The 15,885-nt window shown below is 75.3% G+C and carries 12 protein-coding genes; 4 read left to right on the forward strand and 8 right to left on the reverse strand.

Translation table 11 applies throughout. The annotated features are described in order from the left end of the window. The first annotated feature begins 46 nt into the window (after positions 1 to 46). A complete protein-coding gene (locus ABEA15_RS05380; RefSeq protein WP_344143914.1) occupies positions 47 to 760 on the forward strand; it encodes a TetR/AcrR family transcriptional regulator in 714 nt (237 codons plus the stop codon). A gap of 9 nt (positions 761 to 769) precedes the next feature. After that, positions 770 to 1,075 (forward strand): hypothetical protein, encoded by a 306-nt coding sequence (locus ABEA15_RS05385; RefSeq protein ID WP_344143916.1) that lies wholly within the window; start codon positions 770 to 772, stop codon positions 1,073 to 1,075. A gap of 555 nt (positions 1,076 to 1,630) precedes the next feature. Here ABEA15_RS05385 and ABEA15_RS05390 read toward each other — a convergent pair. From ABEA15_RS05390 to ABEA15_RS05410, 5 genes are all read right to left on the reverse strand, one after another. Further along, positions 1,631 to 2,392 carry an SDR family oxidoreductase gene (locus ABEA15_RS05390; protein ID WP_344143918.1) on the reverse strand — a complete coding sequence of 254 codons (762 nt, stop codon included), beginning with the start codon at positions 2,390 to 2,392 and terminating at the stop codon, positions 1,631 to 1,633. A 77-nt stretch (positions 2,393 to 2,469) separates the two neighbouring features. Next, entirely contained in the window at positions 2,470 to 4,905 is a 2,436-nt protein-coding gene (locus tag ABEA15_RS05395; RefSeq protein ID WP_345555721.1) for a molybdopterin cofactor-binding domain-containing protein, read from the reverse strand. Next, positions 4,905 to 6,257: an 8-oxoguanine deaminase gene (locus ABEA15_RS05400; protein WP_345555722.1), complete on the reverse strand. Its 1,353-nt coding sequence runs from the start codon at positions 6,255 to 6,257 to the stop codon at positions 4,905 to 4,907. Before ABEA15_RS05400 ends, ABEA15_RS05395 begins: the two co-directional genes overlap by 1 nt. Beyond that, complete coding sequence (locus tag ABEA15_RS05405; RefSeq protein ID WP_345555723.1) at positions 6,254 to 6,781, reverse strand: (2Fe-2S)-binding protein; 528 nt, start codon at positions 6,779 to 6,781, stop codon at positions 6,254 to 6,256. Before ABEA15_RS05405 ends, ABEA15_RS05400 begins: the two co-directional genes overlap by 4 nt. After that, entirely contained in the window at positions 6,781 to 7,641 is an 861-nt protein-coding gene (locus ABEA15_RS05410; protein WP_345555724.1) for an FAD binding domain-containing protein, read from the reverse strand. The genes ABEA15_RS05405 and ABEA15_RS05410 overlap by 1 nt, the downstream gene beginning before the upstream one ends. A 280-nt stretch (positions 7,642 to 7,921) precedes the next feature. Between ABEA15_RS05410 and ABEA15_RS05415 the strand changes: the two genes are divergently transcribed. Then, positions 7,922 to 9,595, forward strand: coding sequence for a PucR family transcriptional regulator ligand-binding domain-containing protein (locus ABEA15_RS05415; protein ID WP_345555725.1), 1,674 nt, complete (start codon positions 7,922 to 7,924; stop codon positions 9,593 to 9,595). Between the two features lie 100 nt (positions 9,596 to 9,695). After that, positions 9,696 to 10,436, forward strand: coding sequence for a pentapeptide repeat-containing protein (locus tag ABEA15_RS05420; RefSeq protein WP_345555726.1), 741 nt, complete (start codon positions 9,696 to 9,698; stop codon positions 10,434 to 10,436). Positions 10,437 to 10,555: 119 nt separating this feature from the next. On the opposite strand, the gene ABEA15_RS05425 is transcribed toward ABEA15_RS05420, so the two are convergent. From ABEA15_RS05425 to ABEA15_RS05435, 3 genes are all read right to left on the reverse strand, one after another. Continuing rightward, positions 10,556 to 11,815 (reverse strand): multidrug effflux MFS transporter, encoded by a 1,260-nt coding sequence (locus tag ABEA15_RS05425; RefSeq protein WP_425579361.1) that lies wholly within the window; start codon positions 11,813 to 11,815, stop codon positions 10,556 to 10,558. An 875-nt stretch (positions 11,816 to 12,690) separates the two neighbouring features. Continuing rightward, on the reverse strand, positions 12,691 to 14,622 hold the full coding sequence (locus ABEA15_RS05430; RefSeq protein ID WP_345555771.1) for a glycosyl hydrolase family 18 protein: 1,932 nt from the start codon (positions 14,620 to 14,622) through the stop codon (positions 12,691 to 12,693). Between the two features lie 530 nt (positions 14,623 to 15,152). Continuing rightward, on the reverse strand, positions 15,153 to 15,821 hold the full coding sequence (locus tag ABEA15_RS05435; protein WP_345555727.1) for a dienelactone hydrolase family protein: 669 nt from the start codon (positions 15,819 to 15,821) through the stop codon (positions 15,153 to 15,155). Between the last annotated feature and the right edge of the window lie 64 nt (positions 15,822 to 15,885).

Raw genomic sequence — 15,885 nt, forward strand, 5'->3', positions numbered from 1 at the left:
GGCGGCGGTGTTGACGTTGTCAACCTCCGTGGCCTAATGTCACGGCATGTCCGCAGCTCAGCAGAGGAGGCCGGCCGGCGCGGCCGACCCCGCAGTCGCGGGTGCTGCGGGCGACACCCGTGAGCGTCTGATCGGAGCCGCGTCCGAGCTGCTGGCCGACGGCGGCCCCGACGCCGTGACCATGCGCCGGGTCGGCGAGCTGGCGGGCGTCTCGCGCGCGGCGCCCTACCGCCACTTCGACGACAAGCACGACCTGCTGCGCGCCGTCGCGCTGCGCAGCCTGGGGGAGGTGCGCGCGGCGGTCGTCTCCGCGCTGCCCACAGCGCAGACCCCGGTGGAGGAGGTGCCCGCTGCACTGCGCCGCGCCTTCTCCGCCTACCTGCAGAGCGGCGTCGACCACCCCGAGCACTACCGGCTGATGTTCGGCGAGCACCTGTCCCACGTCGACGGCGCCGACGTGCACGAGGCCGCCGAGGAACTGCTGCAGGCGAGCGTCGACTCCCTCGGCGAAGGCCAGCGCGCCGGCGTCGTCCGGTCCGGCGATCCGCGCGCCATGGCCATCCTGTCCCTGTCGGCCCTGCACGGCCTGGTCACCCTGGCCGGCTCCGGCCACCTGGCGCGCAAGGGCCTGCAGACCGAGGAGGGCGGCGAGCTCGCCGCCCTCGTGGCCGACCTGGTCGCCGGCCTCGTCAGGCGGGAGGAGCCCGGAGGACCGCCGCACCTGGGCGCCTGCGGCGGGAGCCCGGCGAAGGGCGCATAGACTGGCCGGATGGACGGTTACCTGTGGGCTTTCGCGGCCGCCGCCGTCGTCTTGGCCGGCATCGGTCTCGGTCTGTACCGGGAGTCGCAGCGCCGTGCCGAGCGGCGGAGCTCCCCGGGCGCTCCGCTGAGCAGGCCGCTGCCCGCCGACGTGCTCGACCGGGTGCAAGAGCGCGTCGACGCGGGCAAGCCCGTGCTCGCCATCAAGGAGCTGCGCGAGGCGACCGGCTACGACCTGCGCTCGGCCAAGGCCGTGGTCGACGCGCTGAGCGAGGGGCGCAGCGTGCCCACCCTCGGCGAGTCCGCCGGCGACTGAGCCGCGGCCTTCAACCGTCGGCTCGCTCCCGCAGGTCTTCGGGGTCCGCGCCGACCTCCTGCTGGTCCTTGCGGCGGCGCCGGCCGCCGTCTCCGGGCTGCCCCGGTTGCTGCGGCGGTTTCTGCGGGTCGACCTGAGCCGCGCGTCGTGGTCGGCGCCGGGCCGGACCCCGCCGGAGCCGTCCGAGTCGGCGGAGTCGAAGCCGGTGCCGTCCGAGGCCGTGGAGACCGCCCGCGAGCTGATCGCCGAGGGCAGGACCATCCCGGCGATCACGGAGATCCGGCGGGCGACCGGTTACGGGCTGCAGCCGGCCACGGACATCGTCGAGGCGATCCGGGCCGGGCGGCCGGTTCCGGCCTTCGGGCGGCGGGCACCGCAGGGCCCGGCGCCGGACCGGCCGCGCGTGTGCGCAACCTGCGCGACCTGCGGCGCACGGCCGAAGCGGTCAGCCCCGTCGCCGAGCAGGCCGGGATGAGCGGAGCCGGGGCCGCGCGCTTCGTCCGGTCCCTGGACTGACCCCCGCCTTCGCCCGGCGCCCCGCGGCCGGCGCCGCGCTCACTCCTGCCCGCGCCACACCGACAGCCCCGCGAACGACTGCGATACCGGCATCAGCTCGACGGTGTTGACATTGACGTGGGCCGGCTGGGCCACCACCCAGTGGACGGTCTCGGCCACGTCCTCGGGCATCAGCGGCCGGGTGCCCTCGTAGACGGCCTGCGCGCGCTCGCGGTCGCCGTCGAAGCGCACCTCGGAGAACTCCGTGCCGCCGACGAGCCCCGGCTCGACGTCGGTCACCCGCACGCCGGTGCCGTGCAGGTCGGCCCGCAGGTTCAGGCTGAACTGGCGCACGAACGCCTTGGTGGCGCCGTAGACGTTGCCGCCCGGGTAGGGGTGGTTGGCCGCCGTCGAGGAGATGTTGACGACATGGCCGCGCCCGCGCTCGACCATGCCCGGCAGCAGAGCGCGCGTGCAGTACATGACGCCGTTGCAGTTGGTGTCGACCATCTGCTCCCAGTCGTCCAGGTCGGCCTCGGCCGCCCCCGTCAGGCCCTTCGCCAGCCCGGCGTTGTTGACCAGCACGTCCACCTCGGCGAACTCGGCGGGCAGCCCCTCGATCGCCGCGGTCACCGCCGACCGGTCGCGCACGTCCAGCTCCACCGGGTGCACGTGGGGCGCCAGCTCCTCGGCCAGCCCGGCCAGCCGCTCTCCGCGGCGCGCCGCCGCCACCACGCGCACGCCCGACCCCGCGAAGCGGCGCGCGATCTCCGCGCCGAACCCGGTGCTGGCCCCCGTAACGAATGCAGTAGAGATCTTCATGGCCCCGAGACTAACCAGCCCGCGCCGCCGCTCCGCGGACCCGCCGCCCCGGCCCGGCGGCGGCCGCCGGGAACGCCTCAGTGCTCGACGCCCACGATGTCCTCGGGGCGCACCGGCGCGCGGGCCAGCGTCCGGCCCGTCGCGTCGCGCACCGCCGCCACGATCGCCGGAGTCGACGACAGCGTCGGGGGCTCGCCCGCGCCGCGCAGCCCGTAGGGTGCGTGCGGATCGGCGTGCTCCAGCACCTCGACGCCCATCGGCGGCGTGTCCAGCACCGTGGGGATGAGGTAGTCGGTGAACGAGGGGTTGCGGATCACCCCGCCGGCGACGTGGACCTCCTCCATCAGCGCCAGCCCCAGCCCCTGGGCCGAGCCGCCGTGGATCTGCCCGAGGAGCTGGCGGGGGTGCATGGCCCGGCCGACGTCCTGGACCGCGTCCAAGGCCACGACCTTCACCAGCCCCAGGTCCACGTCGACGTCGACCACCGCCCGGTGCACGCACATCCCGAACTGCACGTGGGAGTCGCCCTGGCCGGTGGTGGGGTCGAGCATGCGCGTGGGGCGGTGCCGGAACACCCGGGTCTCCTCCACGGCGGCGCCGCCCAGCACGTCGGCCAGCGGCGCCAGCACCTCTCCACCGGCCGAGACCACCGTGCCGCCCTCCAGCGCCAGGTCGTCGTCGGGGTGGTCGGCACCGGCGAGGCCGCGCTCGCGCACGAGCGAGAACACGCGCCGGCGCACCGCCTCGCAGGCCGCCTTCACGGCGCCGCCGGTGACATAGGACTGGCGCGAGGCCGAGGAGGAGCCGGCCGAGCCCACCGACGTGTCCGCGGGAAGGATCGTGACCCGCTCCACGCCCAGCTCGGTGCGGGCGATCTGGCCCTGCAGCGTCACCAGGCCCTGGCCCACCTCGGCGGCGGCGGTGTGCACCAGCACGGCGGGCTCGCCGCCGACGACCTCCAGGCGCACCCGGGCGGTCGAGTAGTCGTCGAAGGTCTCGGAGAAGCACAGGTTCTTCAGCCCGACCCCGTAGCCGACGCCGCGCACGACGCCCTCGCCGCGGCTCGTACCGGCCACCCCGCCCGGCAGCGTGCGGGGGTCGGCGGGGTCGGGCAGCGCCTCGCGGGCGACCGGCAGCGCCATGGCGCGGGACCGCGCCAGCATCTCGGCCATGGGCAGCGGCATGTCGATGCGCTGGCCGGTCGCGATCCGCGAGCCCTGCGACAGCGCGTTCCTCGTCCGCAGCTCGACCGGGTGCAGCCCCAGCTCGGCGGCGAGCCGGTCCATCTGCGCCTCGTAGCCGAAGCACGCCTGGACCGCGCCGAAGCCCCGCATCGCGCCGCAGGGCGGGTTGTTGGTGTAGACCCCGTAGGCGTCGATCGACGCGTTGGGGATCTCGTAGGGGCCCAGGCCCAACGACGAGGCCACGCCCACCACCGCGGCGGTGGTCGAGGCGTAGGCGCCGCCGTCCAGCACGATCTCCAGTGTGGCGTAGAGCAGCCGCCCCTCGGCGTCGGCGCCGTGCTCGAACCGCATCGTGGCGGGGTGCCGGTGCACGTGGCCGAAGAACGACTCCTCGCGGTTGTAGACGAACTTGACCGGCCGGCCGGTGCGCAGCGCGAGCATGCACGCGTGGATCTGCATGGACAGGTCCTCGCGGGCGCCGAACGCGCCGCCCACCCCCGCCAGCGTCATCCGCACCCGGTCCGGGTCCAGCCCCAGGCAGGGCGCGATCTGGCCCTGGTCCACGTGCAGCCACTGGGTGGCGATGTAGAGGTCCACCCCGCCGTCGGGGGCCGGTACCGCCAGCCCCGACTCCGGGCCCAGGAACGCCTGGTCCTGCATGCCCACCCGGTAGGTGCCGCGCACCACCGCCGCGGCGCGCGCCCGAAGCTCGGCGGCCCCGGCGCCGTGCGCGAAGGCGCCGGTGCGCACGGGCTGGCGGCGGACGACGTTGCCGCCCGGGTTGTGCTCGGGGTGGGCGCCGACCGCCTCCTCGTGCACCAGCGGGCAGTCGGGGTCGAAGGCGGCGCGCCGGGGGTCGCAGACCGGCTCCAGCACCTCGTACTCCACGCGGACCCGGTCCAGCGCGCGGCGCGCGGTCTCGGGATGGTCGGCGGCGGCGATCGCCACCGGCTCGCCCTTGTAGCGCACCTGGTCGGCGGCCAGCACCGGCTGGTCGCGCGTCTCCAGCCCGTAGCGCTTCTCACCGGGCACGTCCTCGTGGGTCAGCACGGCGTGCACGCCGGGCACGGCCAGCGCCGCCGAGACGTCGATCGAGCGGATCCGCGCGCGGGGGTGCGGACTGCGCAGCGTCGTGCCCCACAGCATGTCCTCCATCCACATGTCGGAGGAGAACGCGAACTCGCCGGCGGCCTTCAGCGTCCCGTCCGGTCGCCGCGGGCTGGCGCCGACACCGTCGCGGGTGCTGCTCTCCAGGCCCGTGCGCGCGGCACCGGCTGTGCCCGCGCCGGCCCGCGCGGCGGCCGCGCGGCCGGGGGCGGATGCGGTCATCAGCGGGCCTCCTCGGCGACGATCCGGCGGTGGGCGCTGCGGCCGGCCGCAGCGGCCGCATCGGCGGAGACGGTGCGCAGCTCGCCGCGGGCGACCACCGACTCCCCGCCCACCAGCAGGTGCTCCAGCGGCGGAGCCGGCGAGAACACCAGCGCCGCGACGGGGTCGTCGATCACGTCGCGGCCGAAGCCGTCCACGCGCCACAGTGCGATGTCGGCGAGCTTGCCTGCCTCCAGCGACCCCAGCTCGGCCGTGCGGCCCAGGCAGCGCGCGCCGCCGAGAGTCGCCATGTGCAGGGCCTGGCGGGCGCTCAGCGCGCGCGGGCCCCCGCGGGCCCGGGCCATGAGCAGGGCCTGGCGCATCTCGCCGGCCAGCCCGGTGAGCTCGCTGGAGGCCGGGCCGTCCACGCCCAGCCCCACGGCGACTCCCGCACCCAGCAGCTCGGGGGTGCGGCAGATGCCCGCGCCCAGGCGCGCGTTGGAGCTGGGGCAGTGCGCGACCCCGGTGCCGGAGGCTGCGACCCGCCCGATCGCGTCGTCGGAGAGGTGGACGCCGTGCGCGAGCCACACGTCCTCACCCAGCCATCCCAGCTTCTCGGCGTAGCCCACCGGCGTGGTACCGAACTCGGCCAGGCACTGCTCCTGCTCGTCGGCGGTCTCGGCGAGGTGGGTGTGCAGGCGCACCCCCTTGGCGCGCGCGAGCTCGGCTGCCGCCGACATCAGCTCGCGGCTGACGGTGAACGGCGAGCACGGCGCCACCGCGACCCGCGTCATCGAACCGAAGGACGGGTCGTGGTGGGCGTCGATCGCCGCCTCCGTCGCCGCGATCGCGCCCTCCAGGCTCTCGGTGACGCTGTCGGGCGGCAGCCCGCCCGCCGAACGGCCCCGGTCCATCGACCCGCGCGCCAGGTCCAGCCGGACGCCGACCGCGCGGGCGGCCTCGACCTCGGCGGCCGCCATCGCCTCCGCCTCGCGCGGGAACACGTAGTGGTGGTCGGAGGAGGTGGAGCAGCCCGACAGCGCCAGCCAGGCTGCGCCGGCCGTGGTGGTCTCGGAGACGGTCTGGGCGTCCAGGCCGCTCCAGAGGGCGTAGGAGTCGGTCAGCCACTCGAACAGCGTGGAGTCGGCGAACATCCCCTGGGTGGCCCACTGGTAGAGGTGGTGGTGGGTGTTGACCAGGCCGGGCGTCGCCAGCAGGCCGCGCCCGTCGATGCGCCGCGCCCCGGCAGCGGGCGGCGCGGGGCCGGAGGCCACCGCGGTGATCACGCCGTCCTCGGCGACGACGTGGCCGCTCCCGTGCTCGGTGCCCTCGCCCGCTGCGACGTAGGCGCCCTCGATCACCACCGTGCTCATCGCGCACCTCCCGCCGCGGCCGCCTGCGCGCGTTCGGCGGCCGTGCGCACCGCCTCGACGATGGCCTGGTACCCGGTGCACCGGCACAGGTTGCCCGCCAGCGCCTCGCGTATCTCGGCGTCGCCGGGGACCGGACCGCCCGCGCCCACGGTGCGCCCGATCAGGTCGTCGGCCTGCACCACCAGACCGGGGGTGCAGAACCCGCACTGCACCGCGCCGGCCTCGACGAACGCCTCCTGTACGGTGCCCAGGCGGGCCTCGGGGCCCGCGTCCGCGCCCTCGGCCGCGGCGAGGCCTTCCACCGTGCGCACCCGCCGGCCCTGCGCCTGCCCGGCGGCGACCATGCAGGCGCACACCGTCGCACCGTCCAGATAGACCGTGCAGGAGCCGCACTCGCCCTGCTCGCAGGCGTTCTTGCTGCCCGGCAGGCCCAGGCGCTCGCGCAGCACGTACAGCAGGCTCTCGCCGGGCCAGACGTCCTCGGCGGCCACGTCCTCACCGTTCACGGTGAACTCGACCCGCATCAGCGGGCTCCCTTCCGGTAGTCGGCGGCGCACCAGAGCACGGCGCGGCGCGCCATCACCGACAGCGCCTGCCTGCGGTAGGCCGCGCTGCCGCGCACGTCGTCGATGGGCTGGGCGGCCGCCGCCACCAGTTCTCCGAAGTGCCGCGCAGCCGCCTCGGACGGATCGGTTCCGCCCTCCCAGTCGAACTCCGCGGCCAGGAACTCCTCGGCCCGCGGACTGCGCAGCGGCCGCGGCCCGGCCGAGCCGATCCCGGTGCCGGCGCTGCGCGCGGCCGCGTCCAGCACCAGCGAGAAGGAGGCGACCGCGATGACCATGGCGTTGCGCGTGCCGATCTTGCTGAACTGCTGGGGACCCGCGGGGGCCGACACCAGCACCGCCGAGATCAGCTCGTCGTCCTCGCGCGCGCTGCGGCCCGGCCCGAGGTAGAACTCGCGCGCGGGCACGCGCCGGACGCCGCGCACGGATTCCAGCTCGACCAGGGCGCCGGCGGCCACCAGCGGCGGGTGGCAGTCGCCGGCCGGCGAGGCCGTGCCCAGGTTGCCGCCCACCGAGCCGCGGTTGCGGATCTGCGGCGAGGCGACCGAGCGGGCCGCCCGCGCCAGTGCCGGCGCGCGGGCCGCCAGCCGCTCGACGACCTCGGTGTAGGGCACCCCCGCCCCCAGCCTCAGGTACGGGCCGTCGGGGCCCCACTGCGCCGGTTCGGGCACCCGGCTCAGGTCCAGCAGCGCCGCGGGGCGCCGCCGGTCGAAGTTCAGCTCCACCATCACGTCGGTGCCGCCCATGATCGGCACCGCGTCGGGCCGGCCGCTCTTGGCGGCCAGCGCGTCCTCCCAGGTGGAGGGGGAGATGAACTCCATCGGCGTTCCTCGTCGTCGGCGCGGGGGTGAACGGGGCGCCGGCCCGCCGCAGTCCGGGCGCTCCCCGTCCAGCAGTAGACAGCCGCGCACCCGCCTGCGACCAGCACGCGATGGCACGAAGTGCTCGCGCGGCCACCTTTCGCTCTTCGTTGTTTCCTACAACCGCCGCCGTGGACTAACGTGTCCGCCACGCGGAGCGGGGCGCACTCGGCGGCCGCGCGCGGTCCAGCGGTGCGTGCCGTGCCGAGGCGCGCAGTCGGAGGGGCGAGAAGGAGCGCCGATGCGTATCAGCGATCTGGTCGCCGCCGCGCATCTGCGGCTGCGCTTCCTGACACGGGCCGAGCACGCCGATCGCGAGGTCGGCCGCGTCTACACCACCGACCTGCTCCACCCCGAACGCTATCTCGGCGGCGGCGACCTGGTGCTGACGGGGCTGATGTGGCGCAGCGGCCCCGGCGACAGCGACACCTTCGTGCGCGGTCTGGTCGCCTCCGGCGCCGCGGGCCTGGGCGCCGGCGCCGCCCTGGGCGCCGTACCGGCCGACCTGGTCGACGCCTGCCAACGCCACGGCCTGCCGCTGATCGAGGTCCCGGCCGCGACCTCCTTCGCCGCAATCGCCGAGGAGGTGCAGCGGGAGCAGACCGGCAGCCTGCTCGCCGGCATGGCCGAGACCCGGCAGCGGCACCGGCGGCTGATGGCCGACCTGGCCGCCGGAGCCGACTTCGGCGGTGTCTTCGCCACCGCCGCCGACCAGGCGGGGCTGGCGTGCCGGGTGGTCTCCAGCACCGGGCGGCCGGTGGCCGGCGTCGGCGCCCGCCCCTCCCGCGGCGAGCGCGAGCGGCTCGCTGCGCAGGCGCTGCGGCGGCCGCACCGCCACACCGCCGACCTCGCCGAACCGGGCGGCCCCGGGCACCGTGTCACCGTGGTGCCGGTGGGCGGGCGCGAGTCCCACCCGCTGGTGGACTGGGTGCTAGCGGTGGAGGGCGGTCCCGACTCCTGGCCCGAGGACGGCGCGGAATCGGTGGAGGAGCTGGCGGCCCTGGCCGGGCTGGCGCGCAGCCTGGGCGAGCAGCGGGCCGCCGACGACGCCCGCCACGTCCAGGGGCTTCCGCGGCTGCTGGCGGCCCAGCGCTTCGACGAGGCCGCCGCCCTGCTGCAGGTCGCCGGGTCCCCGGACGAGGAGGAGCGCGCCCGCGCACGCCACGTGGTGGTCAGCGCCGAGCTGGTGCCCGAGCCCGCGGCCCCCGACCTGGCGCGGCGCGTCCTGGGCGAGCTGGTGGCCGGACTGTCGGCCACGGCGCTGGCCGCCGACGGCGGGGCGATGGCCGTGGTGCCGGTCGCCGCGGAGGAGCCGCCGGCCGACGGCTCTGACGGCTCCGACGGCTCCGGGGGCGAGATGGGCGACGGCGGCGACGGCGGCGACGGCGGCGCGCCCCCCGCCTCGGGCGCCGACACGGGCGCGGAGGCGCTCCGCGCCGAGATCGCCCGCCGCTCGGCGGTGCTGGAGGCGGGACTGCGCGACCACCGCCTGGCCGTCGGCGTCAGCACCGCCGTGCCCGGAGTCGCCGCTCTGCGCAGCGCGGCGATGGAGGCCGGCCACGCGCGCCGCCCCGCCGCGCTGCGCCGCGGCCGCGCGGGCGTGGCCGCGGGCGCCGAGCTGGACTCCCACGAGCTCCTGCTGGCCTCGGTACCCGAAGAGGTCCGCACCTCCTACCGCGACCGGCTGCTGGGCCCGGTACTGGACTACGACCGCACCCACCGCTCGGACCTGGTGGCCACGCTGGAGCGGTTCCTGTCCTACTCCGGCTCCTGGCAGCGCTGCGCCACGGCCATGCACGTGCACGTCAACACCCTGCGCTACCGCATCGGCCGCGTCGAGGAGCTCACCGGCCGCGACCTCGGCCGCCTTGAGGACCGGGTCGACTTCTACCTCGCCCTGAAGCTGCACCGCTAGCTAGGCGGGGGGAGCTCGACCGGCGCCGGGGCGATGCCGTGCGCCCGCGGCGTCCGCGCGCTCCCTCCGCGCTGTCACCCGGCTGCACTACGGTCGCCGCATGAGGATTGACGACCTGGCAGCGGGTGGCGAGGTGCGCGGGGCCGACCTCGCCGACCGGGACCTGCGTGCGGACCTGGAGCAGGAGCCGACGGCGCCGCGGGTGTTCGCCGACTGCGATCTGACCCGCGCCGACCTGCGCGGGGCGCACCTGGTCGGCGCGGTGTTCGAGGGCTGCCGGCTGGCCGGTGCGCGGTTCGACGGGGCCGCACTCGACGGTGCCCGGTTCATCGGCGGCGGCGCCGCCGAAGCGCGCTTCATTGGGGCCGAGTGCATCGGCACGGCCTTCGACCGCGTGGACCTGGCCAACACCGAATGGGCGCGCGCCGTGCTGACCGAGGCCGTCTTCACCGCCTGCCGGATGACCGGCGCCGGGCTGAGCGGCCTGCGCGGCATCGGCTGCGCCTTCGCCCGCTGCAACCTGATGCTGGCGCGGCTCAAGGGCGTCTCACTGCGCGGACAGCGGATCCACGGTGTACGGATGGACGAGGCCGACCTCACGGAGGCCGACCTGCGAGCGACGGTGTGGAGCGAGAGCCGGCTGCGCGGCGCGACGCTCGCCGGCGCGGACTTCGACGGAGCCGACCTGCGCGGCGCCGACCTGGGCGAGATCGACCTGGCAGACGCCGGTGCGCTGCGCGGCGCCACGGTATCGCCGCAGCAGGCGGACATGCTGCTGGCGGGCCTGGGCATCCGGGTCCTGGCGGGCTCCGCCGAGCAGAGCGGCCCGGGCCCCGATTGAGGGACCCGGGCCGCAGGCGCGCCGGGACGGCTCGGCCGGCGGCCCGGTGAGCCTCGGGCAGCCGGCCATCGCGGGGGCGGGAACCGGCGCCGGCGGGTCGGCCCGGTGCCCGCTGCTGCCTAGCGGGTGTGGCCCCGGGCCGCGGTCACCGCGAACACGCCGGTCGCCGCGAGCCCGGTGATCAGCATGACCAGCACCATGCTCGCCATCGTGGTCCCGCCGTGCAGCCCGGCCGCCGAGGCGAGGGTGCCGCCGATGGCGAACTGCAGGGTTCCCAGCAGGGCCGAGGCGCTGCCGGCCGAGGACGCCGGCTGGCTGACGATGGCCAGCGTCGTGGCGTTGGGCGAGATGAGGCCGGTGCAGAACATCATCACGAACAGCACGGCCGTCACCGAGACCAGGCCCGACAGCCCGGTCAGGTGCAGCGCCAGCAGCACGGCGACCGAAACGAGGGCGCCCGCAAGCCCCAGCAGCAGCCGCCGGGTGGTGTGCATCCGGCCGATGAGCGCGGCGTTGACCTGGTTGCCCAGGATCATGCCGAGCGTGTTGATCCCGAAGATCAGGCTGAACTGCTGCGGCGTCGCGCCGAACTCCTCCTGGGAGACGAACGAGAACGCCGAGATGTAGGTGAAGGTCATCGCGAAGCTCAGCGCCATGGTCAGCGCGGGGCCGATGAAGCGCGGGTCGACCACGAGGCGGCCGAAGTGCCGCAGCATCTGCTTGGGCTCCTGGCGCACGCGCTGCCCTGTGGGCAGGCTCTCCGGCAGCCCGAAGAAGACCAGGGCGAAGCCGGCGAGACCCGCCGCGCCCAGCACGGCGAAGATCAGCTGCCAGGGCCCGATGAGCAGCAGCTGACCGCCCAGCAGCGGGCCGAGCATCGGCGCCAGCCCGACCAGCAGCACCAGCCGGGAGAAGAACTTGGCGGCGGACTCGCCGTCGAAGGTGTCGCGCACCACGGCGCGCGAGATCACCATGCCGGCCGCGGCCGCCAGCCCTTGGACGAACCGCACCGCGGTGAACACCTCGGCCGACTGCACGACCATGCACAGCAGCGAGGTCGCGGTGAAGGCCGCGATCCCTACGAGCAGCGGCTTGCGGCGGCCCAGCTGGTCGCTGAGCGGGCCGATGACGAGCTGGCCCAGCGCCAGGCCGACCATCACCGCGGTCAGCGTGAGCTGGATCTGGGACTCGGGGGCGTTCAGGTCGTCCGCGATCTGCGGGAACGCGGGCAGGTACAGGTCGGTCGCCAGGGAGCTCGTCGCGGACAGGACTCCCAGGATGAACACGAGCAGGACGACCGACCGCCGGGGGCGGTCGGCACGCTGAGTCGGCGTCTGCGGCGCGGCGTCGGTCCGCGGGCGCACAGCGGTAAGGCTCACTCACACTCCAGCAGGCATGACGAAGGAAGACCGGAAAACGGCGGGATACGGCACCGTGAAGCCGCGGGAGGGCCGGTGCGCGGGAACGGGCCCCATCGCGGGGCACCGTCGCTGCAACACGGGACCCCGTTTGCTAAGTCCCGGTACGCCGTTTATCTGCCCGTGATGTGAATTACGGTGCTGGAACGCCTGCTGTGTCGGGATTCAGGCGGATGTGAGCGCGCGCACGGGGGCCGCGCCGCCCCGGTGGGCTTTGCCGTCCGGCGGCACCGGCGACCGCCGGCTTGCGAATCTTTGGCGATCCGCATGCATGAACCGGGGGTGTGCGGATAGCCGGTCCCCTACACGCGAAAGGAAGAGTCGAGGGCCTCTTCCGCGTGCGGGTGCTCGTCAGCACGGGCACCCGGACCTCGCGGACGGGAGTACGCGCCACGCGGAAACCGTCCCAGGGCCGGCGCCCCGCGGTGTTCGGGGGGAGCCGCGGGCGCCGGCCGCGGAGCGCGTCAGCGCGCTCCAGCCCCGGCGGGCAGCGTGCGCCGCTCGCCGGGGCGGCACGGGGGTGAGTTCGGCCGGGGCGCCGGCGGTGCCCGTCCGCGGAACCGCCGCCGCGCCCCGGACCGTCCGCACCGGGGGCATCCGCGGCCCGCGAGAACAGGGCTCGCGCAGGCCGCACGGACGACGAGCGCACGCGCCGCGGGGGCGCGCGTGCGCTCGCTCCCGCCCCGCCGCCGGTTCCGGTGCGGCCGGCGGCGGGGCGGGGCTGCGTGCACGGCGAGGTGCGCAGCCGAGGGCGTGCGGCCCCTGCTGACCCAAGCGGCCGCACGCCGGCGGGGGCCGGGCCGGGAGGAGCGCCCGGCCCCCGAGTGAGGCGGGTGTCAGGCGCCGTCGAGGGCGCCGTCGATCGCCGCCATCAGACTGCCCTGGGCGTCGTCGCCGTCCAGGGACCAGGCCATGATCCCGCCCAGGCCCTGCTCCTTCGCCCAGGCGACCTTCTGCCGCATGGCGGTCGGGTCGTCGAAGGTCCAGAAGGTGGAGCCGTTGTACAACCAGGCCGCTCCGGCCTCGTCGTCGCGGTGCAGGGTGTAGCCGGTCAGGTCCTTGAGGTTCTTGTAGTCGTCGATCCCGCTCTCGAACGGGCCCTGGGCAGCGCCGGAGGAGCTCTGGTGCAGCCCGTCGCCGTCGGGCCCGGCGGGCACGCCGGTCCAGCCGCGGCCGTAGAAGGGCACACCCATCACCAGGTCGGCCGGGTCGGCGCCGCGGTCGATGTAGGCCTGGATGGTCTCCTGCGTGCTGTAGGTGTCGGGCCCGGGGTCGCCGGGGATCGGCGTGAGGTTGGACTGGTGGTTGGTGGTGTCCTCCCAGGCGCCGTGGAAGTCGTAGCCCTGCACGGTGACGAAGTCGAAGTCCTCCATCAGCGCGCCCACCTCGTAGCCGGCCTCGATCTTCTCCGGGTCCGCGGCCATGAAGGAGCTCAGCTCGTACTGGCGGCCGTTCTCGGCCTCCAGCGCGTCGAGCTGGTCGCGGAACTCCTGCACCAGGGCGGTGAAGTTCTGCTTGTCCTCGGGCCGGAAGGTGTTGTCGGGGTGGCCCGCCGAGGCCGGCCACTCCCAGTCGAGGTCGATGCCGTCGAAGAGCCCCGCGGCCGATCCGGTGCCGCCGGCGCCGTCGATGACGGGCAGGTTGCCCCGCAGGTACATGTCCACGCAGGAGCTGACGAGCCGCTCGCGCGACTCGGCGGTCAGCGCGGCGTCGGAGAGGTTCTTCGACCAGGTCCAGCCGCCCAGCGAGATGAGCACCTTGAGGCCGGGATGCTTCTCCTTCAGCTCGCGCAGCTGGTTGAAGTTGCCGCGCAGCGGCTGGTCCCAGGTGTCGGCGTCGCCGTCGACGCTCTCGGCCGCGCCGAAGGAGCGGCCGTAGTCGGCGTAGGCGTCGCCCTCGCCCGGCTGGTTGGCCATGAAGCACTGGCCGTCCGCCGAGACGTTGCCGAAGGCGTAGTTGACGTGGGTCAGCTTCTCGGCCGTGCCGCTGGTGTCGACGTCCTGCACCAGGTAGTCGCGGGCGTAGATGCCCCACTGGGTGAAGTAGCCGACCCTGCGGTCGCCGCCGGGCCCCGGGTCGCCGCCGCCGTCGTCGGGGGAGGTGCGCACGGTGACCGGGTCGCCGGCGGCCGAGCGGTTGCCCGCGGCGTCGTAGGCCCGCACGGAGAACGTGTACTCGGTGTCGGCCGCCAGCCCGCCCACGGTGGCGCTGGTCGCGGTGCCGGTGGTGGAGGCGGCGACCTCGCCGCCGCGCAGCACCTCGTAGCCGGCGACGCCGACGTCGTCGCTCGCCGCGTCCCAGCTCAGGGTGACGCTGTCGGCGGTCTGGGCGCCGGATCGCAGGCCGGCCGGTGCGGAGGGCGCCGCGGTGTCCTCGGAGGGGGAGCCTCCCGAGCACGGTGCGCCGTCGATGGTGCAGGTCGCCGGCTCGGTGGCGGTCGTACCGGCGGAGAAGGAGCCGTTGAACCCGATCCCGTAGCTTCCGCCGGCGGGGACCGGTGCGCCCCAGGAGGGCGGGGTCACGGTGTAGGTGCCGCCGGATTCGGCGACGTCGGCGTTCCACATGCTGCTCACGGCGGTGCCGTCGGGGAGGCTGAACTCGATCGTCCAGTCCTGCAGTGCGGTGTCGCCCTCGTTGATGATGGTGAACTGGCCGCTGTACCCGGTCTCCCAGGTCTGGCCCTCGGTGTAGACGACGGTGACGTCGGCGGCGGCCGCCGCGGGTGCGGCGTACAGCGGGCTCATCGCGAGCGCGGCGGCCAGCGCCATCGCGGCCGCCGGTCTGATTCGGGGGGTCTTCACGTTTGTTCGCTCCTACTTCGCCGAGCGGGGCGGGGGGATGGGCGGGGCCGGGCGTGAGCGGGTCGGGGGCCGCTCGCTCGGCCGGTCGGGGCGGCGGAACGCCGGGTCGGGGCCGGCCGCCGCCGTGCGCGGCGGGGGTGGCGCGGCGGCGGGGGTGCGCGGGCGTTGCCGGTGCAGGAAGAGGGCACGCTCATCGGATTCCGTCCGTACTGCGAGTGGCCTTCGCTTATTTTTTAGGAAACTTAACTATTAGTTGTGGGCGAAGCAATGGGGCGGACGGGATCAGGGTGCGGCGCCGCTCGCCGAGCGTGTCCGGCGGGTGACCGGAACGGCCGGTGAGCTGGTCGGGTGCCGTATTCTGCGGTGCGGCCGGCGCGGTTGGCCGAATCCGGCCACGACTGGCCCTTGACCGGCGCGACTGATGCGGCAAGCCGCAGGGTCGAGGGGAGGGCAGGCGCGGCGCGCGGAGCCGCGCGGCTCCGCGCGCCGCCCGGGTCTCAGCGCTGCCCGCTGGAGCGGTCGGCGCCCAGATGGTCGCCGAACCAGGCCATCGCCGCACCGGCGACCTGCTCCAGCGCGCCCGGCTCCTCGAAGAGGTGGGTGGCGTCGGGCACCAGGTGCACCTCGTTGAGGACGTGCAGGTTCTCCGACGCGGCGAAGGAGACCCGCACGATCGGCTCGTCGGCGCTGCCCGCGATCATCAGCACCGGCGCGGAGACCTCGGCGAGCCGGTCCTCGGCCAGGTCCACCCGGCCGCCCCGGGAGACCACCGCGCCCACCTGCCGCGGGCGGTCGGCGGCGGTCGCCAGCGCCGCGGCCGCGCCCGTGCTCGCCCCGAACAGGCCCACGTCCAGCCCGGCGGTCCGGGGGTCCTGCGCCAGCCAGTCGGCGGCGGCCGTCAGGCGCCGCGTCAGCAGCCCGATGTCGAAGCGCAGTTGCCGGGTGGCCTGGTCGATGCGGTCCTCGTCCGCGGTCAGCAGGTCGATGAGCAGGGTCGCCAAGCCCGCCTTGTTCAGGGCGTCGGCGGCCTCCCTGTTGCGTGGGCTGTGCCGCGAGCTGCCGCTGCCGTGGGCGAAGAGCACCACGCCCGCGGCGCCGGGCACCGTCGTCAGGTCGCCCGTCAGCTCCGCGTCGCCGTCCGCCACTGTGACGGTTTGCACGTTCATGTCGCTGCTCCTCCCCGTCGTCGCCCCGCATCCGCTACCGCCCCGCGGCGGCCCGAAACCCGTC

Origin of the sequence: Streptomonospora halophila, from assembly GCF_039542725.1 — a bacterium.
Classification (GTDB): Bacteria; Actinomycetota; Actinomycetes; order Streptosporangiales; family Streptosporangiaceae; genus Streptomonospora; species Streptomonospora halophila.

What these genes read in the sequence shown, in the direction of transcription:
- ABEA15_RS05380 (WP_344143914.1), top strand. Translation starts at nt 47, where the DNA reads ATGTCCGCAGCTCAGCAGAGGAGGCCGGCCGGCGCGGCCGACCCCGCA.
- ABEA15_RS05385 (WP_344143916.1), top strand. Translation starts at nt 770, where the DNA reads ATGGACGGTTACCTGTGGGCTTTCGCGGCCGCCGCCGTCGTCTTGGCC.
- ABEA15_RS05390 (WP_344143918.1), bottom strand. Translation starts at nt 2,392, where the DNA reads ATGAAGATCTCTACTGCATTCGTTACGGGGGCCAGCACCGGGTTCGGC.
- ABEA15_RS05395 (WP_345555721.1), bottom strand. Translation starts at nt 4,905, where the DNA reads ATGACCGCATCCGCCCCCGGCCGCGCGGCCGCCGCGCGGGCCGGCGCG.
- ABEA15_RS05400 (WP_345555722.1), bottom strand. Translation starts at nt 6,257, where the DNA reads ATGAGCACGGTGGTGATCGAGGGCGCCTACGTCGCAGCGGGCGAGGGC.
- ABEA15_RS05405 (WP_345555723.1), bottom strand. Translation starts at nt 6,781, where the DNA reads ATGCGGGTCGAGTTCACCGTGAACGGTGAGGACGTGGCCGCCGAGGAC.
- ABEA15_RS05410 (WP_345555724.1), bottom strand. Translation starts at nt 7,641, where the DNA reads ATGGAGTTCATCTCCCCCTCCACCTGGGAGGACGCGCTGGCCGCCAAG.
- ABEA15_RS05415 (WP_345555725.1), top strand. Translation starts at nt 7,922, where the DNA reads ATGCGTATCAGCGATCTGGTCGCCGCCGCGCATCTGCGGCTGCGCTTC.
- ABEA15_RS05420 (WP_345555726.1), top strand. Translation starts at nt 9,696, where the DNA reads ATGAGGATTGACGACCTGGCAGCGGGTGGCGAGGTGCGCGGGGCCGAC.
- ABEA15_RS05430 (WP_345555771.1), bottom strand. Translation starts at nt 14,622, where the DNA reads ATGGCGCTGGCCGCCGCGCTCGCGATGAGCCCGCTGTACGCCGCACCC.
- ABEA15_RS05435 (WP_345555727.1), bottom strand. Translation starts at nt 15,821, where the DNA reads ATGAACGTGCAAACCGTCACAGTGGCGGACGGCGACGCGGAGCTGACG.